The 26,931-nt window shown below is 57.8% G+C and carries 20 protein-coding genes; 10 read left to right on the forward strand and 10 right to left on the reverse strand.

What is annotated here, in order from left to right:
* Positions 1–7 precede the first annotated feature (7 nt).
* The 5 genes from BLR44_RS09170 to BLR44_RS09190 form a co-directional block, all read right to left on the reverse strand.
* The gene (locus tag BLR44_RS09170; protein WP_089681399.1) at positions 8–3,484 is read right to left on the reverse strand and encodes a SusC/RagA family TonB-linked outer membrane protein; all 3,477 of its coding nucleotides are present in this window, start codon (positions 3,482–3,484) and stop codon (positions 8–10) included.
* 30 nt (positions 3,485–3,514) lie between these two features.
* Complete coding sequence (locus BLR44_RS09175) at positions 3,515–4,504, reverse strand: FecR family protein (protein ID WP_089681400.1); 990 nt, start codon at positions 4,502–4,504, stop codon at positions 3,515–3,517.
* 87 nt (positions 4,505–4,591) lie between these two features.
* Positions 4,592–5,179: a D-sedoheptulose 7-phosphate isomerase gene (gene lpcA / locus BLR44_RS09180; RefSeq protein WP_218127044.1), complete on the reverse strand. Its 588-nt coding sequence runs from the start codon at positions 5,177–5,179 to the stop codon at positions 4,592–4,594.
* Between the two features lie 45 nt (positions 5,180–5,224).
* Positions 5,225–5,665, reverse strand: a complete 441-nt coding sequence (locus BLR44_RS09185) for a hypothetical protein (RefSeq protein ID WP_089681402.1) — start codon at positions 5,663–5,665, stop codon at positions 5,225–5,227.
* A 24-nt stretch (positions 5,666–5,689) separates the two neighbouring features.
* A complete protein-coding gene (locus BLR44_RS09190) occupies positions 5,690–6,568 on the reverse strand; it encodes a DUF4476 domain-containing protein (protein ID WP_089681403.1) in 879 nt (292 codons plus the stop codon).
* Positions 6,569–6,754: 186 nt separating this feature from the next.
* Between BLR44_RS09190 and BLR44_RS09195 the strand changes: the two genes are divergently transcribed.
* Together BLR44_RS09195 and BLR44_RS09200 are read left to right on the forward strand one after the other, a co-directional pair.
* Positions 6,755–7,249: a TlpA family protein disulfide reductase gene (locus BLR44_RS09195; RefSeq protein ID WP_089681763.1), complete on the forward strand. Its 495-nt coding sequence runs from the start codon at positions 6,755–6,757 to the stop codon at positions 7,247–7,249.
* A gap of 29 nt (positions 7,250–7,278) precedes the next feature.
* Complete coding sequence (locus tag BLR44_RS09200; protein WP_089681404.1) at positions 7,279–7,884, forward strand: thioredoxin family protein; 606 nt, start codon at positions 7,279–7,281, stop codon at positions 7,882–7,884.
* A 54-nt stretch (positions 7,885–7,938) separates the two neighbouring features.
* Here BLR44_RS09200 and BLR44_RS09205 read toward each other — a convergent pair whose 3' ends face one another.
* Complete coding sequence (locus BLR44_RS09205; RefSeq protein ID WP_245706018.1) at positions 7,939–8,871, reverse strand: S66 peptidase family protein; 933 nt, start codon at positions 8,869–8,871, stop codon at positions 7,939–7,941.
* A gap of 150 nt (positions 8,872–9,021) precedes the next feature.
* Complete coding sequence (locus BLR44_RS09210) at positions 9,022–9,237, reverse strand: hypervirulence associated TUDOR domain-containing protein (RefSeq protein ID WP_089681406.1); 216 nt, start codon at positions 9,235–9,237, stop codon at positions 9,022–9,024.
* A gap of 212 nt (positions 9,238–9,449) precedes the next feature.
* On the opposite strand from BLR44_RS09210, the gene BLR44_RS09215 reads away from it, so the two are divergent.
* The 8 genes from BLR44_RS09215 to BLR44_RS09250 all read left to right on the forward strand — a co-directional run bounded on the left by BLR44_RS09215 (position 9,450) and on the right by BLR44_RS09250 (position 20,648).
* Positions 9,450–11,960: an AsmA-like C-terminal region-containing protein gene (locus BLR44_RS09215; RefSeq protein WP_143017204.1), complete on the forward strand. Its 2,511-nt coding sequence runs from the start codon at positions 9,450–9,452 to the stop codon at positions 11,958–11,960.
* Between the two features lie 57 nt (positions 11,961–12,017).
* A complete protein-coding gene (locus BLR44_RS09220) occupies positions 12,018–13,067 on the forward strand; it encodes a spore photoproduct lyase family protein (protein WP_089681408.1) in 1,050 nt (349 codons plus the stop codon).
* 290 nt (positions 13,068–13,357) lie between these two features.
* The gene (locus BLR44_RS29300) at positions 13,358–14,431 is read left to right on the forward strand and encodes a hypothetical protein (protein ID WP_317042776.1); all 1,074 of its coding nucleotides are present in this window, start codon (positions 13,358–13,360) and stop codon (positions 14,429–14,431) included.
* Positions 14,432–14,759: 328 nt separating this feature from the next.
* A complete protein-coding gene (locus BLR44_RS09230; protein ID WP_089681409.1) occupies positions 14,760–16,457 on the forward strand; it encodes an OmpA family protein in 1,698 nt (565 codons plus the stop codon).
* A gap of 26 nt (positions 16,458–16,483) precedes the next feature.
* Positions 16,484–17,275: a vWA domain-containing protein gene (locus tag BLR44_RS09235; RefSeq protein ID WP_089681410.1), complete on the forward strand. Its 792-nt coding sequence runs from the start codon at positions 16,484–16,486 to the stop codon at positions 17,273–17,275.
* Between the two features lie 19 nt (positions 17,276–17,294).
* Positions 17,295–18,542 (forward strand): OmpA family protein, encoded by a 1,248-nt coding sequence (locus BLR44_RS09240; RefSeq protein ID WP_143017205.1) that lies wholly within the window; start codon positions 17,295–17,297, stop codon positions 18,540–18,542.
* Positions 18,543–18,545: 3 nt separating this feature from the next.
* Positions 18,546–19,397: a hypothetical protein gene (locus BLR44_RS09245; RefSeq protein ID WP_143017206.1), complete on the forward strand. Its 852-nt coding sequence runs from the start codon at positions 18,546–18,548 to the stop codon at positions 19,395–19,397.
* A 60-nt stretch (positions 19,398–19,457) separates the two neighbouring features.
* On the forward strand, positions 19,458–20,648 hold the full coding sequence (locus BLR44_RS09250; RefSeq protein ID WP_089681413.1) for a toxic anion resistance protein: 1,191 nt from the start codon (positions 19,458–19,460) through the stop codon (positions 20,646–20,648).
* Positions 20,649–20,725: 77 nt separating this feature from the next.
* Here BLR44_RS09250 and BLR44_RS09255 read toward each other — a convergent pair whose 3' ends face one another.
* The 3 genes from BLR44_RS09255 to BLR44_RS09265 all read right to left on the reverse strand — a co-directional run bounded on the left by BLR44_RS09255 (position 20,726) and on the right by BLR44_RS09265 (position 26,898).
* Entirely contained in the window at positions 20,726–21,322 is a 597-nt protein-coding gene (locus BLR44_RS09255) for a hypothetical protein (protein ID WP_089681414.1), read from the reverse strand.
* A 51-nt stretch (positions 21,323–21,373) separates the two neighbouring features.
* Positions 21,374–21,934: a hypothetical protein gene (locus tag BLR44_RS09260; RefSeq protein ID WP_089681415.1), complete on the reverse strand. Its 561-nt coding sequence runs from the start codon at positions 21,932–21,934 to the stop codon at positions 21,374–21,376.
* An 83-nt stretch (positions 21,935–22,017) separates the two neighbouring features.
* Positions 22,018–26,898, reverse strand: coding sequence for a DNA repair ATPase (locus tag BLR44_RS09265; RefSeq protein ID WP_089681416.1), 4,881 nt, complete (start codon positions 26,896–26,898; stop codon positions 22,018–22,020).
* Positions 26,899–26,931: the final 33 nt, after the last annotated feature.

A 26,931-nucleotide genomic window follows, 5' to 3' on the forward strand; every position in this document is an offset into this window, starting at 1 on the left:
ATCACGGTTAGAAAGAGAGGTTAAGGCCCAGGGTGTAGATGCGAGGTTGCGGATAGGTACCCCAGTCGATGCCCACCGCCAGATCGTTCTGTCCCCGGTCGTTGTCGTTGGTGCCCATCTCGGGGTCCAGCCCCGGATAGTTCGTGAGCGTGAACGCGTTCTGCACACTGAAGTAGACACGGGTTTGCGAAAGGTGCGCCGCTTCGAGCCAGGAGGCCGGCAACGTGTAGCCCAGCGTCACGTTTTTCAGGCGCAGGTACGAGCCGTCTTCCAGAAACCGCGTCGAGTTGCGGGTGTTGTTGTTTTCATCCACCAGCACAACGCGCGGCATCGAGTTGCTGGTGCCGGGGCCGGTCCACCGTTCCAGAATTTCGGCCGACGAGTTGAAGGGGCGGGAGGCGTCTTCGCTGATCCGCCCGGCGTAGTTGTAGAGATCATTGCCCTGCACGCCCTGCACAAACGCCCGCAAATCGAACCCCCGGAAGCCCGCCGTGGCGGTGAGTCCGTAACTAAAGTCCGGAAACGGGCTGCCGATGTGCATCCGGTCGGCTCCGTCGATCACACCGTCGTCGTTGAGATCGCGGAAGCGGATGTCGCCAGGTGCCGTCCCGGCCGCCTGAAAGGCATGCGCATCGATTTCGCTCTGGTCCTGAAAGAGGCCATCGGCGACGTACAGGTAAAACGAGCCGATCGGGTAACCCGGCTCGGTGCGGGTCAGCGGAGGCGTCTGGCTGTTGCTCAGCCCGCCGGAAATCGGCTCGCCGCTACCCAGCGAAAGCACTTCGTTATGAATCGTTGTGAAGTTGGCGTCGACACTCCATGTAAACGGCCCGTCGTTGCTCTGGTACCCCAGCGACAGTTCCAATCCCCGGTTCTCCACGTCGCCGGCGTTGACGTAAGGAGCGCTTGCTTTCCCGGCCGCCAGCGGCAACGGCACCGGCACCAGCATGTCGGACGTGCGGCGGATGAAGTAGTCGGCGGTAAACGAAAGGCGATCTTTCCACAGGCTTACGTCCAGCCCTACGTTCGTAGTAGCGGAGGTTTCCCACTTCCGGTTGGCGTCGCCACGCGCCACCACCGCATAGCTCCGCACGGCCTGTTGCGGATTGCCGAAGGTGTAACCCACCGTCTCGTCGACGAGCGACGACGGATAGTAGTCGGGAATCTGGTCGTTGCCCAGTTGCCCCCACCCGGCCCGCAACTTCAGGTTCGAAAGCCAGGCGACGTCGCTCAGGAAGGCCTCGTTCGACAGGCGCCATCCCACCGAGACCGACGGAAAAATGCCGTAGCGTTGGTTACGCCCGAACCGCGAAGAGCCGTCGCGACGGAGGTTGGCGGTCAGCAGATAGCGATTGCCGTATTCGTACGTGGCCCGCGCAAACAAGGAAAACAGCGCCCAGTCGTAGGCCGTCTCCGAGTTCTGAATCTGGCTCAGCCCCCGCGAGAGGTAGCGGAAGTTGGGACGCTGGTCAGGAAAGTTGCTGCGCGAAGCGTTGGTAAAATGGCTCTGGTTTTGGATGGCTTCCGTTCCGATCACCGCCGTGGCGTAGTGCCGCTCGCCAAAGTAACGGCTGTACGACAGCGTGTTGGTCCAGTTCATCGTCGCTGTGCGCAGGTCGGTCAGGCTAAGGGAATTGGGATTATTGATGCGCCCGAAATTGCCCCACTGCTCGTTGAAGCGTTTGTCTTCACCCGTCAGAAAATCGATGCCCCCGTCCGAACGGAACTTCAGGTCTTTTATGATTTCCCACTCGGCATAGAGGTTGCCGAACAGGCGGTAGCGCCGCTCTTTGTTGTCCGTTTTCTCGGACAGCCCCACCGGATTGTAACCATCGCCGAAAAACGACTGGTCGGCGGGAAGATCGCTGTATTCTCCGTTTGCGTTCCGGAGCGGAATGGCCGGCGCCCGCAACAGCGCGTACCGGATAATGCCCCCGCCGTTGCCCCCCCCCCCATCGCCCGAACTGCCCACGACGTCTTTCTTCGAGTAGGTCAGCGTCAGGTTGGTACCTACTTTCACCTGTTTGCTGAGGTCCGCGTTGACGTTGGAGCGGAACGAATACCGCTCGAACCCGGAATTCGGGATGATGCCCTCCTGATTAAAGTAATTTCCGGCGAGGTAGAAACGGATGCGCTCGCTGCCGCCGCTGGCCGACAGGTTGTAACTCTGGATGGGCGCAACGCGAAACAGCGCATCGAGCCAGTCGGTGTTGGGTAAGGAATCGGCGTTGCCGGTAAACGGACTGATGGCCAGGGGCCCCTGCCCGTTTGCGGCCCGCTGGGCGTTGGTGTTGGCGATGGCCTCGTTCCGGATTTCGACGTACTGGGGCGTATTGAGGAGTTTGGGAAGGCGATACGCCTCCTGCCAACCGTAGTAGCTGTCGAGGTTGAACGTGGTTTTGCCACTCTTGCCCGATTTGGTAGTGATGATCACGACGCCGTTGGCAGCTCGGGCACCGTAGATCGACGCCGCGGCGGCATCTTTCAATACCGAAATCGACTCGATGTCGCGCTGGTTGAACGTGTTGATCGGTCCCTTGGTGGGTACCCCGTCGATGATGTAGAGCGGGCTGTTATCGTTGATGCTGCCCACGCCCCGGATGCGCACCCGAATGTCGTCGCCGGGCGCGCCGGTTCCCTGCGTAACTTGCACCCCCGCGGCCTGTCCCTGCAAGGCCTGGTCGATGCTGATGTTGGGCAACTGGTTCAGCTTCTGCGGATCGATCGACGCCACCGCGCCCGTCACATTTTGCTTTTCCTGCGTGCCGTAGCCCACTACCACCACTTCCGAAAGGGCCTGCACGTTGTCGGCCAGTTGTATGTTCAGGGTCGTCTGGTTCCCCACGAGAATTTCCTGCGTGATGTACCCGATGGACGAAAACACCAGCACGGCGCTCTCGTCGGGTACGGCTAGGGTATAATTTCCGTCTACATCCGTCACTGTCCCGCTGGCCGTACCTTTCAGCAGCACATTCACGCCGGGAATGCCTTGGCCCTGCGCGTCGGTTACCTGTCCGGTCACCCGGATTTCCACCGATAACGGCAAGGCGAGGGTCGCGAACCGGGACGATTCGGTCAGGGGCGAAGCACGCGTCAGCTGCGTGGTGGGCGGGCCCATGCCGGCGGTTCGGGACGGCACCGGCTCGACCGTGCGCGAACGGGTCGGCAGAATGGCGTAGTCGCCCGACCGCAGGCGCTTGTGCCGCAGGTTGTGGGGTTTCAACAGGGCCTTCAGGCTTTTTTCCAGGTTGCCCTGATCGCTGAATTCCCGGTCGGCAAATTTTCCTTCCAGGTAGCGGGTCTCAAAGATGAACCGCACCTGATACCGCGCCTTCAGCTCGTCGAGTACGGCCGTCAGCGCACGTTCCGACGTCTGGGATGGCGTGGCCGACGGAGCCTGCCGGGACGACGCCAGGGGCTGCGCCCAGCCCGCGCTGGAAAGGCAGCTCAGGAGAAACCCTACAACATAAAAAAGTGAGCGCATGGTGGTGGATACGCGTTTCAGGGTGATGACTTATTGAATAAGAAGGCGGTTTTGCTCCCGCTGAATCTCCAGGTCGAGTACTTCTTCCAGGCTTTCGAGGAACACGTCCAGCGAGGGAGCCTGAATTTCGCCGGTCAGTCGCCGCTCTTCCGTGACCGGATCGGCAAAGGCGACGTCTACTCCCCACTGGTCTTTCAGATGCAAGGCAATCTCGGACAGGGGCGTATCGTCGAATACGAACAATTGGTGCTTCCAGGCGGCCTGCGCCGCTACGTCGACGGGCTGTTTTTCCAGCCGTTGGGTCGCGTCCGAAAACTGCCCCAGGTCGCCGGGCACCAGCATAATCGGGTCGGCAGCCGCCGCGGGCGTCACTTCGGGATTCAGTTGCAACTGGACGCTTCCCTGCTGCAAGGCGACCTGCGTTTTCCCACGTCGGTGCCGCACGTTGAACGACGTGCCCAGCACACGGATATCGAGTTCGGGGGTGTGTACGCGAAAGGGCTGATGATTGGCTGTATGCACCACGTCGAAAAACGCCTCGCCTTCCAACCACACGTCGCGGTCTTCCGTGGCGTCCCAGCTTGCCGGATACCGTAACTGCGAATGGGCGTTCAACACGACCCGCGACCCGTCGGGCAGCTCAAGCGTACGCGTCTCGCCAAAGGCGGTTTCGACACGTTCCCACTGGTTCGACAACACCCACACGGTGGCGGCGCTGCTCAGAATCAGGAAGCTGATCACGGCGGCCATTCGGTAAAGCGTGCGCTGCCGTCGCCGGGAATCTAATTGCGCCTGTACGTCCTGCCAGGCGTCCTGCACGTCCGGCTCGGAGACAACAGGATTCTGAAAACGCAACCGGCGCACCAGCTGCACGGCCTGCGCAACGGTCGGACGTTTGTCGGGATGTGCCGCCAGCCAGTCTTGCCAGAACCGTTCGGTTTCCGGTTCCGGGTGCTGTACCCAGGCAGTAAATGCCTCGTCGGCGGCAAAATCTTCTGCTTCGTAGTGATCGTACTTCATCGGCCTGCGGTGCTTTCATGAGCCACTCACTCCTATTATGCAGGCCGTACGGTTTTGTACCTACGTCGTCCGAAAAAAATGGAACGATCAGGCGGACGGGAAAAGGGTCCGTTCCAGCAGAAGAATCAGAATATGAATGATTTTGATGTGGACTTCCTGAATGCGGTCGGCGTACCCGAAATGCGGTACCCGAATTTCGACGTCGGCCTGGCCGGCCAGCTTGCCCCCGTCTTTGCCCGTCAGCAACACCACCTTCATTCTCTGCGCCCGTGCCGCTTCCACGGCTAGCATCACGTTGCGTGAGTTGCCGCTGGTGCTCAGCCCGAACAGCACATCGCCGGGGCGGCCCATGCCTTCCACAAACCGGGAGAACACGCGCTCGAATCCGTAATCGTTGCTGACGCACGAGAGGTGACTGACATCAGAAATGGCAATGGCGGGCAGCGAAGGGCGTTCGTCGCGATACCGGCCGGTAAGTTCCTCGGCAAAATGCATGGCGTCGCAGTGCGATCCCCCGTTGCCACACGAAATGATTTTGCCGCCCGCCCGAATGGCTTCTGCCATCAGGGCCGCGGCCTGTTCAATGTTCTGTACTTGTGTGGGATCGTTCAGAAAGGCGTCGAGCACACGCGCCGCCTCTTGCAACTCGTCCCGAATGGTTTGTAAATGCATCATGCCGACTTTGCAACAAAGATGCGGGGATGCTCACAGAACCGCAACCTAGCGATCCGGGTCGTCGAGGTCTTCGTACGGATGGGGCGGAAGCTGCTCGGGCGGTTGCGTAGACTTCGGAGGGGTGTTGGTGGCGGGAGGCGGGGGCGTTGCGGCTTTGTCGCGGCCAAATCCCGGAATGATGGTACGGCTCTTTTTCTGCTCCGGCCGCTGCGAAGTTGCCAGGTCGTCGTAATAACGGGCTTTTACTTCGTTTACTTCCCGCTGCAGACGGGCCACCTGCCGTTGCAGTTGCGAAACGTGCGCGTTTTCGACCAGCACCTCGACGATGAACAGCAGCAATCCCCCCATCAGCCAGCCGGACCAGAACCCCACGTCGTTGACAATGTTGAGCGACCCCAGGATGCTGTCGCTGTACAAAATCAGCAGAATGCTCAGCACCAGATAAAGCGCGAAAACGAGGTACAGAAAATTTTTAAACGATTTCATGCGAAATCTTCTTAACGACTTTAGTTATTCAGGTGTAGGCAGCTCCTCCAGGTATTGATTGAGTGCTTCGACCGAAGCCTCGGACGCGAACCCCTGGTTGACCACCTGGTAGTGCTGCGGGTCACACGTGTAATGATACGCAAATTTGGCAAATGACAATCGCGTCTCTTCTTCCGCAAACAGGGGGAGCAGATCCCAGACGTCGGTAGCCCGCACGGCCGCCTTCCGCACCGCCAGAATGGCGATATCCAGTTTACGTTCGTCGGCATCGGCTTGTTCAATTTCGTCGCGCAGCGACGCCAGGGCCTGGTCGGTCAGCGTCTTTTCACACAGCGGCACCTCGTCGTCGACCGGAACGTCCATCGAATCGTCCGGCAGTTCCTCGGGCGGCAGAGCGGCTTCGGGCGAGGTGTCGTCCGGCAGCGGCTCGTCGGGCCACTGCTCTGCCGGAGGGGCCGGTGTGGCAGGCGGCGCGGTGGGCGGTGCACTGGCGACGGGTGCCGAGCCTCCGCACCGCTGGTCGGGTGGCAAGGCAAAACTGCCCACTTCCACAATGCGGTAGTTGCGCCAGCCGGCGTGTTCAATCTCGAAAATGGTTTCCTGGCCATCGCTCAACAAAATCCGGCTCGACTGCCGGTTCACCACCCCGCGTGCGGCAATTTCGAGCGTCACGAAATGCGGCCCCGGTTCGATGCCCATTGTCTTCACAAAAACATCCGGGCGCGGATTCATCAGCTTGCGGTCGATAAAAACGCGAATGCGCTGGCGGTTGCTGGTGCGAAACGTAAGCGCCGCACAGGGGCGGGCGGGTGCGACTTGCGCCGGGGCGGGGTCCTGCGGTTGCGCCCCGGCGACCGGGCTGAGGCTACACAGGAACATCAGGAGAAAGAAGAGGTTTTTCATCGTCGTTCAAAGGCTTGATGAAAACAGAGAACCAATTTTTGTACCAGTCGCAAACGCTATGTCCCGCTACGCTCCCGTGCCGGAGCCCACGGGGGGTCAAAACATGGCGTCCCTCCCGACCGTTTGTATCCGCAGGCACCGGATTTTGAATGAAAATCTTCCATCCTTTGTTTTGTAGCCATGCACATGCTTTTGTTTGTTCTGTCCTGGTGGTGGCTGAGTACCACCACGCCCGTGTCGGCCCACCCTCCGGCCGCGCCTGCGCCCCGGATCATCAAATTTGCGGAATTGGAACGCGTCTTACAGCAGCAGGAAGATACGCTTTACGTCGTGAACTTCTGGGCAACGTGGTGCGGTCCTTGCATTAAAGAATTACCCGACTTTGAGGCGGCCGCCCGGAAGTATGCCGACCAGAACGTTAAGTTTCTGCTGGTCAGCCTCGATTTCGCCAACCAATTTGAGAAAAAAGTGATTCCGTTTGTCGAGAAGCGAAAACTTTCTTCTGAAATCGTACTTCTCGACGAACCCGACTACAATACCTGGATCGATTCGGTAGAGCCCTCGTGGCAGGGCAGCATTCCGGCCACGTTGATTTTCAATAAAAAAGACGATATTCGGCTGTTCAAAGAGGGCATGCTGCAACCCGGCGAACTGGAGACCCTGATTGAACAAGCGCTTTAATTCCGATCACCTTTAATCTGTTTGCACTCATGAAAAGATTTGCCCTGAGTTTTCTGCTGGTGATGCTCGTCGCGGTGGCGGCTTTTGCACAAGGCTATGAGGTGGGCGACAAAGCCCGCGATTTTTCGCTCAAGAACGTGGACGGCAAGATGGTGTCGATGAAAGGCGATTCGTCAGCCAAAGGTTACATCCTGGCGTTTACGTGCAACTCTTGTCCGTTTGCGCAGGCGTACGAGCAGCGCATCATCGCCCTGCATCAGAAATACGCTGCCAAAGGCTATCCGGTCATCGCCATCAACCCGAACGATCCGGAAAAACAGCCGAAAGATTCGTTCGAGGCCATGCAGAAAGTCGCGAAAAGCAAAAGCTATCCGTTTGCATACGTGATGGACAACACGCAGGAAATTGCCCGGGCGTACGGAGCTGTGCGGACACCGCACCTCTTTATCGTGAAAAAATACGGTAGCGATTACAAAGTGGAGTACATCGGCACGATCGACGACAATGCCAACGATCCGGCGGCGGTCAACAAGAAATACGTGGAAGATGCCATGAACAGCATCCTGGCGGGCAACCCCGTGCAGGTGAGCGAAACCAAAGCCATCGGTTGCGGCATCAAGTGGAAAGACGCGTAATCGCCTAACGACATGATACCCTGAAGCCTTCCTTCGGACCGAGGAAGGCTTTTTTTATGCGCTTTTCTCCGGCACCAGTTCAAGGGAAACGCTGTCAGGACGCACCGCGAAGCGCGCGAGTTTGCCACACGGCAACGCCAGGTTACGCCCCACGTGCCCGACCGGAAATCCGAACGCCAGCGGGTAGGTGTATTCGGCCACGGCTTCGGCAATAATCTCCTCGTACGACTGCCCAAACGGAACGGCATCCGGTTCGATGTCGGTAAATTGCCCCACTACCAGCCCGGCCAGTTCGGCCAGTTGCCCGGCGCGTTTCAGTTGCCCGACCAGCCGATCGATACGGTACAGCGATTCCCCGACTTCTTCCAGAAACAGAATCTTGTCGCGCAGCTCCAGTTCCGTCAGAGTCCCCAGGCTGCAACACACGATGGAAAGCGTCCCGCCGGCCAGCGGCCCTGCCGCCTCGCCCAACCGGTTGAGGGGATGCGGCGGGAGGTGATAGGCAACTGCTTCCCCAAACAGCACACGCCGCAGACTTTCGAGGGCTTCGGAGGCGCCTTCCTGCCGAAACGAAACGGGCATGGTGGCATGCAGGGCTTGGAAACCCGCCCGATTGAGCTTGGCCAACAGTACGGTAATGTCACTGAACCCGATGATCCACTTGGGCCGCCGGGCAAAACCGTTCAGGTCCAGAGCGTCGACAATGCGCGTGGTGCCGTAGCCCCCGCGTGCGCACAGGATCGCCGCTACGTCGGGATCGTCGCAGGCCGTTTGCAGATCGTGAAGGCGTTCGGCGTCGGTGCCCGCGTACTGGTGGTGCCGCCCCAGCACGTGCTCGCCGTACGAGACGCGCAGCCCCCAGCCTTCTAAAATCGCTGTGGCGTGGTCGACGACCGCCGCTTCGGGCAGCGCCTTGGCCGGCGAAAGCAGGACGACGCGGTCGCCGGGACGGAGCGGCGCGGGGGCAGACAAAGCAGTAGTTGACAAAACGACGTTCGGGTTAAGGTTAGGAGGTAAATGTAGAAAAGATCGGGCGCTTGCGCAGGAACGGACCGCGAGGCTAATGCCTAGACACGAAAAACGCACCACCCGGACGAGGAGCGGTGCGTTTTACACGTTGTAATCTCGCTGATTATCTTACACTTTCTCCACTTCCTGTTCCAGTTTCAGCACGTGGTCGCCGTCTTCCTGCGCGATAAAAAGCGCTTTGTTGCCGGACTCGCCTTTGCGGGTAATTTCCTTCCCTTTGATGGTTTTGGTGACTTCCTCGGCATAGGTTTCCACGACTTTGCCCTCGGCGTAGCTACTGCCCCACTTCCATTTCACATGGGAGCCCTTCTGAATCGTTGCCATAGTCGATTTATCAATTCGGTTAAAAAATGTTTCTACTTCATCGGCATTTCTACGTAGAAGAAAAAAGGCCGGATTTATTACCTTAACTAACCGCAGAACGGCGGGTTGGTTTTAAAAAAGTTGAAAGAGTTGACCTTTCTTGTGTACGTTCTGCCGAAGTCACTTCGTTTTTTAACGGACTTCCCATCCACTTCTTTAATTATTGCATCACCTTGAAGCTTCGGTCCGCTTACAGACTGTTGGGATACGCGTCAGGCACACTGGTAGGACTGGTGGTGCTGCTCAGCGTGTTGCTCTGGGTGTTTCAGGACCGGATCATCGCCCGTTTCGTGACCGAAGCAAACCGCTACCTCACGTCCGAGGTGCATGTGGAGAAAATCGACATTTCGATCTGGAGCAAGTTTCCTCGCATCGCCCTCGATTTTGAGAACGTACTGATCAAAGGCAGCCTGCCCGACGCGCCCGAACCGCTGGCCAACGTGCGTCATCTGTACTTTACGTTCAGTCCGTTCAGCCTCCTGCGCGGGCACTACGAAGTGGAGCAAGTCTGGCTGGAAGGCGGGCAGGTCAGCGTCCGCGTCGACCGACAAGGGCAACCGAATTACAACATTTTCAAAACCGATACGACGGCGACCCCGGCCGCCGAACCGGTTCGCTTCAACATCAAGCGCATCCAACTAAAAACGGTGCTGGTCGAGTACCTGCTGGAAGGCTCGCAACAGCACCACCGGCTGCTGGCCGAAGAGACCACCGCCCGGTTGAATCTCCACGGCAATCAGCTGACGGTCGGCGTCGACGGCGGGCTGCTGGTGCATCAGATCGGAGTGGGCAAGGATATCTATTTCCGGGACAAACCCATGCAGGTGCAGTCAGAAATTCAGATGGACCTGGACAGTGGCCTTTACCGGGTGATGCCCTCGCGACTCCTGATCGACGGCGCCTCTTTTACGGTGGCCGGGCTGATCGAAACCCACGGTGGTGTCTCGCTCGATCTGCACACGGAAGGAGAACGCGCCACGCTGCAAACCCTGACGTCGCTACTGCCGACTTCGATGACGGAGAAGTTGCGCGTCTACCGCAGTGAAGGCGAAGTGTATTTCGACGGGCGGGTGAAAGGCCACGTCACCGACACGCAAGCGCCGCTGCTCGATTTCCGTTTCGGCTGTCGCAACGCCTCGTTTTACCACCCGGACCTGAAGCAGCGCGCCACGGGCGTCTATCTGACCGGTTCGTTCACCAACGGAGCGCGGCAGCACCTGGCCACCAGCGAATTGCGGCTGTCGGACGTGAAGGGTAATCTGGACGGCAAGCCGTTCACGGCCGATTTTCTGCTGCGCAACTTTGAAGATCCCTACGTCGAAATGCGTCTGGACGCAACCCTCGACCTTGCCGCCCTTACGGCCTTCTATCCCGTCGACGAAATCAGGCAGGCCGGCGGCACCCTGGATGCAAACGTGGACTTCGCCGGGCGGCTGCGCGACCTGAAATCGGGCAAGCGCTCCAAACTGCGGGCCGAGGGTGAGTTGCAGTTCGATCAGGTGCACTTCCGCATGCGCGACAAGCCGTTGCAGTTTCAGGGCTGGAGCGGTCTGCTGGTAGTGAGCGGTCACGATCTGGCGGTGCAGGAATGCGTCGGGCGCATTGGCCGCAGTGATTTTGCGCTGGATGGCATTTTCAAAAATGCACTCGCGTTTCTGCTCTACAACGACGTTTCGCTGCACGCCGACGCAAGTTTTCGGTCTACGCTGCTCGATCTGGACGAGCTGCTGTCGGCTTCCGGACAGGCGGCCGCCGATCCGAAAAGCGGAGCAGAAGAAGAGTACCGCTTCAAAGTGGAGCCGCGCTTCTCGTGTGCGCTCGATTGCCACATCGAGCGGCTGGTGTTCCGCCGGTTCGACGCGCGGCGCATCGACGGCGACTTGCAGCTGCGCGATCAGGTAGGGCGCATCAACCGCGTGGCAATGCAAATTGCCGGTGGGCAGATCAGCAGTTCGGTGGTGATGGACGCCCGCCAGCCGGAGGCCATTGAGGTGCAGGCACGGGGGCGCTTCGAACAGCTTCACGCCGACAGTCTGTTCTACGTTTTCGAGAATTTCGGGCAGGACTTTTTGCAGGATCATCACCTGAAAGGAAGAATCACGTCGACCGTCAACGCGTTTCTGGTCCTGAACAGCCGGTTAGACATCGATACCGAGCGACTGGTGGCCGACGCCGACGTCACAATCCAGGACGGTGAGTTAATCAACTTCAAGCCCATGCAGTCGCTTTCGGCATTTCTGGACGATCGCCAGTTGGCCCACCTCCGGTTTTCGAAGCTGGAGAACCACCTGCGCATCGACCATAAAACGGTGTACATTCCTGAAATGATGATCCGCAACAATGCCATGAGTCTCTCGATTGAAGGCACCCATACGTTCGATCAGGTGATGGATTACCGCATTGGCATTCCGCTGCACGACCTGAAACGCCCCGACCGCGACGCGATTTACGGCATGGTAGAAGACGACGGACTCCACTCGAATCTTTTCCTGACGCTCAAAGGCACGTCCGATAACTTCAAAGTAGGGTACGACACCCGGAAGGTGAAGCAGAAGATCAAAGAAGGCCTGAAGCAAGAAGCGAAAGAGTTCCGTGACCTGTTTGGTGGCAAACAGCAGGCCCGGCAGGCCGAACCCAAAGACACGACGAAAGCCGCAGACGAAGGCGAATTCTTCGATTTTTAGCGAGTGGGCTGAACATCGTCCCCGGAGTGCGGGTTATACAGGTGAACTTTTTCGCCTGTGCAAACGCTCCAACCCCGTTACATTCTGTACACCCCCGACGCCCTCAACCACCGCGGCCAAGCCGTGCTGGAGCGTTACTCCGACGCCGAGCGCATCGTCATCAAGCAACACAACCGCCTGCCCGACCTGGGCCTGAAACACTTCCGTGCCAAGTCCGATCTGCTGGTGCTGGGCCGGCTCAAAACCCTCGTCAATAAAGATAACGGCCGCAGTGCCGATTACATCGCGCCGAGCTTAGCAAACGGCTGCTTTGGTGGCTGCACGTACTGCTACGTGGACCGGAACAAGCCCCTCAACCCGATTACGCTTTTCACCAACACCGAAGAGATTCTGGCCGAGGTCGACCGCCACGCCCTACACCTGCCCTGGCCGCGCGTCCCGGCGCAAACCGACCCGACGTTTTACGTGTACGACATCGGGTGTAACTCCGACGTCTCGGTCGATGCCCAACTGAGCGACGCCATACGCACCGCCGTCGCGTTTTTTCGCGCGCACCCGCGGGCCAAAGGCTCGTTTGCGACCAAGTTTGTGAACCGTGACTTGCTCACCTACGATCCGCAGCGCAAAACCCGCATCCGCTTTACGCTCCTGCCGCCGCACGTCAGCAAACTGGTCGATGTCCGTACCGATCCCGTCGCCGAACGGCTGGCCGCACTCAACGATTTTTACGACGCCGGTTACGAAGTCCACGTCAATTTTTCGCCGGTGATTGTTTACGGGAATGCGGACGATCGCCAGGCGTGGCGACACGATTACCGCGCGTTGTTCCGGCAACTAGACGCAAGCGTTCGGCCGGAGGTAAAAGCGCAGATGAAGTGCGAAGTCATTTTCCTGACGCACAACGTCGCGCAGCACGCCCTCAATCAGGAAATACATCCGCAGGGCGAGGCCTTGCTGTGGCGACCGGAGCTTCAGGAGACCAAAACCAGCCAGTACGGTGGAGAGAACCTCCGCTATCGCCACGACCTGAAACGGCAGATGATCACGATTTTCCGGGAGCTATTGCAAGACGAGATTCCGTGGTGCGAAGTGCGTTACATTTTTTAAGCTTTTCCGAAAGATCGGTAACACCTTCGGTTCGGGAGAAGTGAGGGCCAAAACCGCTCACGCGCCGTACGTAATCTGTTTCTGTTGGGCGGCTCCTGTGAGGTCTGAACGGCTTTATCCAGCAGGTTCTTCCTTTGCGGCACGTGGGAAAACCTATGGTCGGCGTCTTTTCTACTCATAGCATCTTCCAAAGAAGGAGTGATAAAATAATTCGTTTTAGTAACTCCTATAAACCGTATCCGTTTTTATAACTACAACCAACAGTAGTACCAACTAAGCACTTTTTAATCATGGAAGATAAAAGAAAAAATTATCCCGGATATACACATGGAGAAGACGAGCTGCGCGCCACAAATGAAGCCCGCACCAACAGCCCTGAGAGCTACGAGGACGGCGGCATGAACGCGCAGGATCTCCAATCAAGCACTTCGGATGGGCTAACGGCCAATCAGCCGATGGCCGAAACAGGGCAGTGGAAAACCGCTCCCGATGATTTGAATCCCGCACGACGCGATCAATCAGAAAGCGAATGGAATGAGCGTACGGACGATTACGCCAGCCGCGAGGACGCGAGCCTGGGTAACCAGCCGGCGCACGGATGGGACGAAACGCGTAACGACGTTAATCCCACATCGACCAATCGTCTGGACGACCGGCCGGGCCACGTGGTGGGCGAAGGGTACAATCCAACGATGTCCAATGCCGCCCAGCAAAGCCACTACGCGGAAGTAGCGCGCGAAGCCAGCCGCGAAGCGTACGAAGCCAAAGATCCGGAGAACACAAATCCGGTGGGCCTTCATACGTCGGCTCATACCGAATTTATTGCGGGGAATAACCCGGAGCCGGAGGTATTCTCGGCCATTTTTTACAATGCCGACCGCGCGGAAGATGCATACCGCCAACTGAAAAATCACGGTTACCGTGAGGATGAAATCACGGTGGTTATGTCGAAAGACACCCGTGAGCGCCATTACAACGACGACCGTTACCACGATCCGGAAACTGATTTGGGCAATCGTTCGCTCGAAGGTGCCGGAGCGGGTTCGGCTATTGGGGGTACAATTGGGGCCATCGTCGGTGCCATTGCTGCCGTCGGGACCTCGGTAATTCTGCCGGGTGTCGGTCTGGTGATTGCCGGACCAATTGCGGCGGGTCTGGCCGGTGCGGGTGCCGGTGGACTGGCGGGTGGCATCATCGGTGCGCTGGCAGGTGCCGGAGTACCAGAAGAAAAAGCCCAGGTTTACGAGACGGGTATTAAGGAAGAAGGCGGTATTCTGATCAGCTTCAAACCGCACGGTCGCTCCGACGCCGAGCGATTCGAACGTGAGTTCCGGCAAATTGGGGGTGAGCACATCCACTATTAATCGACATTCTTTGTTTTATGGAAAGGTCGGGTTTGTAACCCGGCCTTTTTTTATGCCCTTCGCAGAAGGGGAGTAAAGTAAAAGCGCCGTAGGAACGTCTTCTGGTAAAGAGGGAAAGACTACCGAGGGTAGATCAAAACCCCATTCATCAAACAAGAGCAACACAACTATTACAAAAGATAGCAATGCTATTATATCCTCTGCCATTCACATAGCTTTCAAACCGGTCTTCCTGTTCTGATACCGCTATTGAAGTATCGCCTACATTCTGCTGGAATCTTCGTTAACTTGAGTGAAATTAATTTTGACATCGTTTTCTGCACGCGCTATGAACGCTCGACTTTTCCATCTTCCGATTCCTCGTTCGCTGGGCCTGTTGCTGCTGTGCTGCCTGGGTCTGAATCCGGCGGGGTGGGCGCAGCAGGTAGAAACCCTGACGGCGAAACCGCTTTCGCAGGCGATCAAGACGCCCCTGCGGCCCGTGCCGGAATACCGGTCGGTGCAGTTACCTGTGGTCACCCGGGGCGGCGATCTGGTACCTATTCTGGCCGAAACCGAAGGGCTTTTTGCACGCCAGAACGCTCAGGTAACGTTGGTGCGCGAAGACGATTTTCGCAAGCAGGTAGAAGCCAGCCTGTCGGGCCGAACGCCGTACGTGCGCGGTACGTTAGGGATGATCACGGCCGCCGCGGAGGCTTTTCAGGCCCAAGGTGGCGATCTGGTGGTGATTTATCAGCTCACGTGGTCTGCCGGCGGCGATGCCCTGGTGGTACGGGCCGATTATGACCTGAAAGAGATTAAGACGCTGGCTGCACCGCTGTACGGCCCCGCAATGGACTATTTGCCGCACCTGTGGCAAGACAAGGCGCTGAAAAGCACCAAGATCCGCTGGGTGGCTGAACCTACGCTGCCCGGTTATGCAACGCCGGGAAAAGTGGTAGACCCAGCTTCGGTATTTCAGGCCGATCCGACACTCGACGCGGCGCTGTGCCTGTTGCCCGATGCCCTGATGCTGACCTCGAACGGTACAATCGGAACCGGAGCCGAGGGGTCGGTCAAAGGTGCGACGTTGCTGCAATCGACCCAAGCCGACGCCAAAGTGATTGCGGACGTGTATGCGGTACGGAAAGATTATCTGGAACAACATCCGCAGGAGGTGGCCCGACTGGTGCAGGCGCTGATGGAAGCCGAAACGCGTTTGGAAGCGTTGGCAAAAACCCCGACCGATCCGGCCTACCGCCGTTTGCTGACCACCACCGCACAGCACTTGTTCGGCACAGCGCACGCAACGGCCGAGACCGAAGAGTTGTGGAACGGCTACCAGTTTGTCGGTCGTGAAGAGAACCAAACGTTCTTTACAGGGCAGGATAGCCTGATAAGTCCGTTTCAACAGCACGTCGTTGCGCTACAGCCGGGCTTGCAGGGATTGGGCGTGGTGGCCAAACCGGTGACGTTGCAGGCTGCTCCCTGGGAATATACCCGAGACGGCGTTCGGTACGCGGTTCCGGTGGTGGCAACACCAGCGGCCGATACGGTAGCGCGTCAGGACAGCGCCGTTGCTCCGGCAACCGCAACGGTCCAGGCGCCCACCCCGAACACGGCAGCGGCTCCGCCCGGCGAGCTGGAAATTTATTTCGCGCCGAACGAACGCACCTCCGACAAAACCTACACGGACGATTTCCGGCAGGTACTGGCCATGACCCGTGCGTTTCGGAACCCGGTCGTCAAGATCGAGGGCCACGCAGATCCGCAAGGCATCCTGAAGGCCAAAGCCGAAGGCGCTTCGGAGCAGCAGTTGAACACGCTGAAGCAGCGGGCCAAGAACCTTTCGTACGTTCGGGCAGAGCAGATCCGTGCACAATTGCTGGACTATGCGCAGACGCAAAATCTGCCCCTCGATCAGGAGCGGGTGGTGGCCATCGGCGAAGGCGTACAGCACCCGAAATACGAGTCGCCGAAAAACGAAGCGCAGTGGCAAGCCAACCGGCGGGTGGTGTTTCGGGTAGAAGAAGCCGCTGTACAGTAACGTGAACCACAAAGCAACGAACGACCATGCGTGTCATTTTCAAAATATTTTTCGTCCTGTTGGCCATCCGGCTTTTTACCTGCGAAGGCAAGGTGAAGCGCGACGTCGCCGAATTCGGGCGCGATTTTGTCCCCAAGCCCAAGGTTGAGGAAGTGAGCGGGGAAGATCTCTCCGAAGAAACACCCCCTCCGACCGACGCTTCGCCGCTGCTTGCCGCCAACTACTACTTCATCTTCGACGGAAGTGAGAACATGGAAGAACGGTGTGCCGGACAGGAGAAACTCCGCAGTGCCCAGCGGGCCGCGCAGGAACTTATTGAGCAGGTGCCGGACGATGCCAACATGGGCCTTTTGGTATTTGACGACCATCGCGACCGAGGAGAAGCGTTTACCGAGCCGGTTGCTTTGGGTCCCGACAACCGGAAAAAGATGAACCGCGCCCTTCGCCGCATCGACGCGGACGGCAACTCGTCGCTACGCGAAGCCATCTACCAGGGCGTCAACCAACTGGAAGAGCAGTCGAAAAAGCAACAGGGCTACGGCGAGTATCACCTCGTCATCATCACCGACGGGCAGGACATTGGCTTGGAAGACGCCGCCCGCTACGCCGTAGAGAAAGGCATTGCCATCCATACGGTGGGGCTGTGCATCGACCGGGAGCATCCGTTACGAACGTACGCGCTCTCGTTCCAAAATGCCAACGAACGCACCGATTTCACCCTTACGCCGGAAGCGGAGCGGGTAGAGCCTGAAACGTTCGAACCAATTGATACCAAAACGCTGGTGGCGGAAACTCAAACGCCGGCCACCGCCGAATAACACTAGTTTGCAGCAGATCATGAAAAAGTGGTTAGGTCCTTTTGCGGTATTTATGCTCATCACGTCAGGCATGGGTGCCTGGTGGTACGGACGACGCATTCTGTTCGAGCAAGAGCAGATCGCCACGTCGGACGCCGTCGGCCACATCGAGCACCTGCGCATCGCGGGCGACCATCAGCCGGGGTATTGGTTTCTCCACTCCCCCCAGATGAAAGCCCGGCAGGCGCGCAGCGGACAGGCCATCGACTTCACGACGAGCCACGGCGACTATGCCGCACAATTGCAAAGTCTGGTCGACGGAACACAGGATGCGCTGGTCATGCCGGTGGAATCGTATCTGAAGTACGGTAGCGGGTTCGACTACCCGGGCGTGATTGTCGCCAGTCTATACGGCCCGCGCACGGCCCAGCCGGACGCCCACCCGACGGCCCAGCAGCAAACCAGCGACGCGCATGTAGAGGTAATTCAAACCAGCACGAATGCCATCGAAGTACCTACGCTGACGGTATTGGTCGTAAACCGGGAAACCGTTTCGCAGAAACCCGGGCAGGTTAAACTGCTTCTGAAAAATTATTTCCAGACCCTGGACTACTATACCGGCCATCGCGACGAGTTCGTGCAGGCCCTGGTGCAGGAAACGGAAATGACTCCGCAGGAAGTAGAAAAATTTCTGGCCCGGACCGACTGGTACGACCTGCGCGAAAATAGCTACGAGTTGTTCGGCGTGAGCCGCAACCCGGCGGAAGGGCAGCCTAATAAACTGGTCAGTACCCTGGTGCAACGTAATTCGAGCGTCGATCCGTACCGGCTGATCAACAGCAACTTCTTACGGGAACTGCTGAACAGCGAGGCCACCACCTTCACGGCCCTGACCGAAGAAGCGTGGGCGCAGCTGACCACCACGACGGTTCTCGACGCGGCTCCGGTGATTTTCCAGCGCAGCACAGACGAGCTAGACTACGAAGACGAAGTATTGATCGATCAGGTTGCCGAGCGCGTGAAACAGGAGTACCCGGGTTACCGGCTGATCGTACGCGGCCATACGGGACTAGGCGACGAAGCGGCCAACCTGATTTTGTCACAACGCCGTGCCGAGAAAGTGCGGGCGCAGTTGATCAGCCGTGGGCGGCTGGACGCCAATCAGTTGCACGCGGAAGGCGTAGGGGCCACACAACCGCCCACGCGCCAGGCCGACGAATCGGAGCGGGCGTACCGCCTGCGGATGCCGCGCGTAGAATTTATTCTGGCACAGGCCAATCCTCTCTAAACCATGTCAAAACGAACTTCACTTTATAAACCAAAATCCGTTGACGAGGTCTTCAAACCCGTCACGTACGCCGACCTCAGTCCGGGAGCGTTGCGCCGGGCCCGACGCCAGCATGCGTTTGGCCACTGGACATTCCGCTACTCCCTGGTGGCGGTAGCCTCCTCTTTAGTGGCGATGGGCTTGTTCGGCATGTCGGAAATCCTGTTCTTTCTGGCGGCTTCCTCCTCTACGCTGAGTGCAGCGTCGGTTTCGTGGAATTACCTGGCGAATCCCGATGAGGTGGAAAGCCGCTACGTGGAGCGTATTCAGCGCCAGTTGGCACAACAGACGCAGGAACGTCGAACCCAATTGCGTGCTTACCTGACCGAGTACAACGGACAGCGTGGCCTGGTGCAAATGGAGTCGTTACAAAAGCAGTTCGATGCACTGGTGGAAATGCTTCAGACCAAGTTCGAAACCACGGAGCTGACGTACCAACGCTACTACGGCATTGCCCAGGAGGTTTTTCTGGCCTCGATCGATAACCTCTCGGAAGTAGCGCTTTCGTTGCAAAGCATTGACGGCATCGACGTATTTGAGATTCAGCGTCGCCTCAAAGCGCCCATCCTGATGCCGGGCGAGCGGGAGGCGCTGCAAAAGCGGCTGGCCCTATACGAAGCCGAAAAGCGGGACATCGAACAACGCTACCTGGAAAACGAACGGGCGCAAACGCAGATCGCCGAGACGACGGTCGCCATCTCGAACATCGACGTCAGCAATAAAGAGGCACGCCTCACGATGGAAGAAGCCATGCGCGAGCTGGTCGAACTGACCAAGCGCGCTCACGAATACTCTACGCCCAAGGTCAGTGCTTAACCGCCCGATCCCTGGCTACATTTCACAATTACTCACGACAAACCCTTATTTCTGAATACTATGGCAACGCAACCCAATAAACCCGTCAAACCTGTGGAACCCGAATTTGAGGAACTGAATTTCGAGCCGGAGCGTCCCATTGACCCGGAGCTGGATAAAAAGGCAGATGAGTTTCTGACGCAGCTGCTGAGCGACGAAACGGCCAGCAACACCAAGCGCCGGGCTGTCGACGAGATGGGGACGCGCACGCAACAGGAAATTACGAACCTCAGCAAAATGCTGGAAGGGCCGATCAAAACCCTGGCCGAAACCGGCGACAACGGGGGACCGGTGGCCAAGTCGCTCATCGACCTGAAAGAACAGGTAGAAGACCTCGATCCGGCCAAGTTCGATTTTTCCAGTCCGTCGGGGTTTATGGCGAGTTTCGGCAAAATGCTACCGGGCAAAAAGAATCGCATGGGACGCTACTTTGCCAAGTATCAGTCGGCCGAGGCGGTCATCGATCAAATCATTAAATCGCTGGAACTGGGCCGCGACCAACTGCGCCGCGACAACATCACCCTTTCGCACGACCGCGACCGGATGGTAACGGCGATGGATCGGCTGGAACGCACGATTCAGCTCGGTCAACTGCTCGACGACAAACTCCAGTATAAACTGGACCGCGACCTGGCCTCGGATGCCGATCAGCATCGCTTTGTGCAGGAAGAACTCCTATTCCCCCTGCGTCAGCGCATCATCGACCTGCAGCAAACGCTGAACATCAACCAACAGGGCATCCTGACCATCGAAGTCATCATCCGCAACAACCGCGAACTGATGCGCGGCGTAGGCCGGGCGCTGAACGTCACGGTGACAGCCCTGCAAACCGCGATTGCGACCGCGTTGGCACTGAACAATCAGGAAATTGTGATGAAAAAGATCAACGCCTTGAACGACACTACGTCGAAGTTGATCGCCCACAACGCCGAACGTCTGAAAACCCAGGGTGCTGCTATTCACAAGCAGGCCTCCGAATCGATGCTGAGCATGGAGCAATTGGAAAAAGCGTTTCAGGACATCCGGACCGCGCTGGAAGACATCTCCAAGTTCCGGCAGGAGGCGCTGCCCAAAATGGCGACGCAGATCAGCCGCATGGACGAACTCAACAAAGAAGCCGCCGACACGCTGCGCCGAATGGCCCGCGGCAACCAGGCCCAGACCGAGATGATCATCGACCTCGACGCCGATCAGTACGAAGTAGGGAAGTAGATACGTCAAGTACATCTAAAAGAGGCCTATCCGGTAAGAACTGGATGGGCCTTTGTCGTTTGATGCCAAACGAAGGATTACGCCATATTTTCGCGAATCTCCTCCTCGGTCACCAGAGCGCGCCAAGCAGGATCGGATGGAAAGCCGCCCTCTGCACAATTATGGATGTCAATCGTTTCATCCTCCCCAGAAGGTTCAAATAAGTCTAACTGCTTTTCACGCACATACGCTTCGCGGGTAGCATACTCCTGGGCAAGCTGTTCATTCCATACGTCCGAACCACAGCTCAGGCATTTATGGCTCGTTACGGCGAGTAGCCCACACACGTCACAGCCCGCTAACGAAGCAAAGAACTGCTTCACCCCTCCGTAATCGTAACCTGGATACCCGACTGGTACTTGCTGCACCAACGCATACCAGCCGCTATACTCATTCGGGATTTCCAGGTACACGCTACCGTTTCTGATCAGCACCAATTTTTCCGGAGAAAAATGGATGTCCTCAAGCCTTCTCCACACCACATCATGCTCCACCGAACCGTCGTCCAGTTTTTCAACTCGAAAGCCATGAGCTGTGATGCTGATCTCACGCATCTCGCGAAGTCTCTCCCGAAACATCTGACTGATCTGTTTTTTGCTTGGAAGCAGGAGCCAGCGCCAAAAGCGTTTCATCATATGCGTGTTCCGGTTTAAGCGAAAAGAGTGGTAAAAATACAGGGACACACGTTATCCCAGGTCTATGACTTGCTTGCTGGCCATGTAGTGAAATTCTCGCTCAAGCTCGTACTTCATCTTTTTCACACTCCGCCGCATCATCAGGTAAGGCATGCCGAACATCAACGACGCGTGAAAGAGAATGAAGGGTAGAAACACGAATGATCCCGGTCCATTTCCGTCATCCATAAATAGCATGGAGAAAATGAATACGGAATACATAATGAAGCCAATCACATAGAAGGGAATCATCATTCTCTTGAATCCATCCACTTCGGTCTCAATCACTACGTACTCTCCGCTTTGTCGGAACGTGCCTTTTGCCAGGGCACTCATCCCTACCTCGAAAAGCCTTTTACGCCTTTTTATCTTAAATTCCGACCTGCCTACGTGTCCTTTGTACTCGTTTTTACTGGAGGACAAAACATCGAAGGCCCCGGAAAAGGCACTGGTATTGCCTTCGTCCACATGCTTCCTTAACCTGGCGACAAACTCCTTTTGAGAGATGGCGACTTTTGTCGAGAAAGAATCGACTAAGCCTAGCTTTTTCAAAAAGGGTGATATTGAATCCATAACTGCTTTGTCCTGGAAGAAAGCCGTACCACTTCTACCTGAGCGCGAGAATAGAAGTGGTACAGCTAAATTTTTACCGGTTACTAGTTGCCGTTGCGGCCGAGGGCTTCTCCGATGCGCTGGATGCCTTCGGCGAGGACTTCCATCTGGGCGACAACCTGGCTGACGCCATTTCCCCCAAGGCCTTTCAGGCGGTTGTTCTTCACAAACTGGGTTTTGATGGCTTCCCAGCGTGCGTTCTCCTCGGAGGTGATCCAGCCGAGCATTTCCTTCCACTTGAGCAGGTTCGCTTCGGCACCCTGCGTCAGGGTTTGCGCTTCCTGTTCATAGTGCGAACGCAGCAGGGTCTTCAGTTCGTCGTCGTTCATCACGGGCACCACCTTTTCGGCCAATTTGTTCATGTCGCGGTACGAGCCCTGAAGCTTGAACGGCGGTTCGGTGCGGTACTCGTCGGCCTGCGCAGCGGAGTGGATGTATTCCTGGTTCACGCGCAGAAGCACGTCGCGCACCTGCACGAGTTTGCGCAGCACGTTGACGTATTCGTTGATTTCCTCGGGCGTATGATTCGCCTCGAACTCCAGTCCTTCTTTGCTGCCCGTTGCGGCAATGCGCAGGAGTGGGAACAGGTCGGCGGTACTTTTGGCGGCCAGCTTCTGAAGCGTCGGGTTGGCCATCAGGCTGTTTTCCAGGTAGCTCAACTCAAATGCCTCGTCCGAATCCCCGATGATGTCGCCCAGGTTGTAGATGTCGGCCCGGTTGGCCAGCATGTCGGGAATCTGAAACTGGTCGCCGCTTTCCGTGTACGGGTTTCCGGCCATCACCACGGCCACCTTCCGCCCCCGCAGGTCGTAGGTCCGGCTGCGGCCCCTGTACACACCCTCGATTTTCCGTTGCGCGTCGCACAGGGAGATGAATTTTTGCAGGAACTCCGGATTCAGGTGCTGGATGTCGTCCAGGTAGAGCATCAGGTTATCGCCCATTTCGAGCGCGAGGTTTAGCTTCTCCAATTCCTCCCGTGCCGATGCATTGGGAGCGGTTCCCGGATCGAGCGAGACGACCTGATGCCCAATGGCCGGTCCGTTGATCTTCATGAACACCAGCCCTAACCGGCTGGCGATGTATTCCATCAGCGTGGTTTTCCCGTAGCCGGGAGGCGAAATCAATAGCAGCATGCCCTGGCGGTCGGTCCGTTTCTGGTCGCCGGCCGCGCCCAACTGCTTCGCGAAGTTGGTGCCGATCAGGGGCAGGTAGACTTTGTCGATCAGGCGGTTGCGGACAAACGAGGTCAGCACGCGGGGCCGGAAGGAATCAAGCCGCAGTTCGTGTCGGAAGTCTTCTGTCAGTTGCTTTTTCAGTGCCACGAACGCTTGGTACTGCGGCACGGTTTCCCGTTCGAAGGTGCGGAGCCGCTGCGAAAAATCGTGATACTGTAACGTATACGCGCCATTGTCGAGGACAGCGTGCGTGCCTTGCAATCCTGACAGCGCCGTTTCGAGCGAGGCTTCGATGACTTTCGCTTCGCCCGCCGGGTTGGCGAATAACTGCACGGCAACTTCGTCTACATACCCCCGCTGCTCCCCTTTCCCGGTGTGGTCCAGAAAGGCCCGTAACCATTTCCGGATCAGTTTGAAGCGGGCGGCGGGTGACGCGGCCAGCGCCTCGACCGAAGTCTGATACGCGGCTTCGGCCTTCACCTGTTTCAGGTAAGCTGCGAAATCACGACGCAATTGGGCGGCCGCGCCTTCGGTCACGAAGGATTCGTCACGGGCAATTTCGTGCAACAGATACGCGCCGGCCTCTTCGGCCCAAGTCTCCGCAAACAACTGGTGCTGCTGCGCAAAGGCACGTAATTCGGTCTGCAATTCTTCAATCATCCCGTCGAACTCGTGCGTATCGGGAAAGACCTGTAGAATTACGCCGATGCCTTTCAGGCGGTGGTGCCAGACGGATTTTTCCTTTTCGGCCATGAAGCCCTGCCAGTACAAGGCAGCCATGGCACGGGCGGACGAAGGGTAGCGCAACAAGTCGATGTGCTGGTCCAGTTGCCGCAGCGCCTGCAACAGCAGGAGCGCGTCCTGATCGTGCACGCCTTTGACGTAGCCTTCCTGCGGGTGGTTGGCGACGTACTGTTGCACCGCTTCTGCCAGCGTGTCGTCCGACAGCTGGGTCTGCTGAAACAGTTGCCAGGCCAGGTACTCGGCACGGTACACCCGCGCATTTTCCGACACCAGGGTCTGGTCCCACGCCTCGCGGGTTGCCAGAAAGGCCGGATCGGTGATGGGCTGGAAGAAGTTGGTGCCGGTCAGGTGAAACTGTAGCGTCCCGTCGCGCGGCACGAGCGTCAGGTCCAGCGGCTGCGTATTGACGGAGAAGTGATGCTCGCCGAAGCGAATTGTATCTGCGCCGCCGACAAATAATTCCTGCCGGTCTTTCAACTGACGGGCGGCATCTTCGCGCACCGTTTTCAGGCGACTCAACACGTCATCGGCCTTGACCGAATCGCCCAGTTCCTGCAACTGCTGCGCAAACTGCCGCACCTTATCGACCATCAGGTCGGCGGCAAAATAGCCGTTGATCTCCGCGATGGAGGCGAAGCTCGACACCCGGTTCTGAATGCCTTTCAGCACCCGCTCGGCCGATTGCCGCAGGGCCTCGGCCCGACGGTTGCGGGTTTCGATTAGCGCGACCTTCTTCGACTCGAACGTGTTGTAGAGTTCTTCGCGCTTCTCGGTAATCTTCTCAATAAAATCCTCGAATTCCACGAAGCGGCCTTCCAGTTCCTCCAGTTGAATCAGGAGTTTGGTGAGGTATTCGTCGCACCGCTCGGGCGTCTGGCTGGCGTCGAGGTAATTTGTGACGCTCTGGTCGATCAGCTTCAGTTGCGCCGCAAATTCGGCCCGTCCTTCCTGCCCACGCAGCTCTTTCCGCTTCCGCTTCAGCGCGGCCCGCAACTGATTCAAGTGGGCGTATAAGGTCGAAATGCGGTCGATGATCTGCGTGGTTTGTGTCGCGTCCTCGATTTTCAGGTTACTCACCACTTCGATCAGCAGATCCAGTTCATGAGCGGCAGTATCGACCTCCTGTTCCGTCTCTCTCACCTCTACCACTTTCCCGACGGCATCCGCCTTCTGCTGCAATTCTTCCAGCCGCTGCTGGTACGGGGCCAGTGAGTTTTCCTGCAACAGGAACTGCACCGCGTCGTGCGCCAGCTTGTCCTGCTGCTCGGCGGTTTTTCCTTCTTTCGTGGCGATGGCTTCCCCATCGGCGTACCGCAGTTCTTTCAGCGCAATCAGCTCACCCCGCACGGTGCGCAGCTCGGCCAGCCACTCCACGTACTGGCGAATGGAGTCCGCCTTTTTCCGGCGCACCTTTCCGAACAGTTCTTCCGCTTTCTGGAAGACCCGGTGGGTTTCTTCGGCCGTGCTCTGGCGCAGCCGGGTTACTTTCTCGAACTCTTCGATGGCGGCTGCCGCCGACTGCTTGATCGCCTGGAGCGGTTCGTTCAACTGGTACGCCTCTTCCCGGCTCAGCCAATGGTAACTGTCCAGGAGGGTCGAGGCTTGCTTCGCCAGGTCGATGTACAGGTCGGCGTAGCGGTCATCGCGGTTCACCAGCGTGATTAGCTCGCGGCTTTCGGCCATGGCCCGCACCACGTCTTTGTTGCCAATCTTGAACAGGTAGTGATCGCTCGTGGTCGACAGCGGCACGTCGGGTCCGACAAACGGCGTTTGCCAGATTTGCACGGCGTGGTGCCGCTTCGGAGCGTTATCGCCCGCCGTGTCGCGAAAGAGCAACAATTCACCACTTTCGAACAGCGAATAGCCGTGGCAACTCACCGGAATGTCGGCGCGCTGCTCAATCAGGTTGTAAAAGAGGAGCGTGTAATGGTTGGAATACGGGCTGTAGAATACGTAGAGGAAATCTTCCCCGTTCGGCGAGGCCAGGCGTTTCTCGAACCGCATGTGCGTGTCGTCGGTATCGAACAGCTTGTATTCGCCGTTTTGCAGGTAGAATCCGTTGGGAAACAGGATTCCCTGGTCGTCGGGCAGAAGGACACAGGCATCGGCCAGGGCGTCGATCCGTACCGCCTCGCGCAACTTCTCATTGTAGACGATGTAGCGGAAAGCCTTCTCCTGAAAAGGCTTGATTTTCAGGATGATTAAATTCCCGACCGGAGCGTAGTGAATTTCGGCATCGTCGAGGGTCTGATCGACTTGGTCGACCGGTTCGGCGTAGATCCCCTCGCCCGTATCGGTGTTGTCTTCTACCTTGATCGTCAGGTCACCACCAACCGCCTCGACAAACACCCGATCTTCGATGGAAATGTGCGGGTGCATCCCCTTCCGGTGCATGTCGCGCGTGGCCCGTATCCACCGAAATTCGTGTTGGTTCGGGTAGACAAACTCGTGATCACTCCGGTTGTCCAGGTACTTGACTCCCTTTCCGTCCGGCTGGATGGCCCACTTGAACGTCTTGATGTCTTCCGGTTTCGGGCTGGTCTGGAACACCATGAACAGTTGCGGTCCGATCACCCCAAACTTCACGAAACGTGTGTCGCGGTAGTACTTGTAAAGATTTTTGAAATCCTCCAGAAACCGCGCGTCCTGCACCATCGCCAGCGATTCTGCATGGAACTGGTGATCCTGGTAGCGATAGATGCTGAACACATCCTGTAGGTGCGTCTCGGTTTTGAGGCCCAGGTGGACGTTGTAGCCGAACAGGAAACTGTCGCCGATCGGGACCATGTCCTGCGCTACGCAGTTGTGCTCGGTCGTGACGCGCTCGGTCGCCACCAGTTTGGTCTCCAGGCTCCCGAACACGTCTCTGCGCGCGCCGTTCAGCTGATCAAGGCGCGTCCGCAGGTCGTCAGCGTGTTGCTTCAAGCGATTGCGCAGGATCTCGTACGTGCCCTGTTCCAGTTGGGTCGGGGCTTCTTCGGTAGTATGTGAAATGGTCTCAGCCATGACGTGGTTTCGTTGTGTAGTGGACATCCCCCG

Source organism: Catalinimonas alkaloidigena, from assembly GCF_900100765.1.
In the GTDB taxonomy this organism is placed as follows: domain Bacteria; phylum Bacteroidota; class Bacteroidia; order Cytophagales; family Flexibacteraceae; genus Mooreia; species Mooreia alkaloidigena.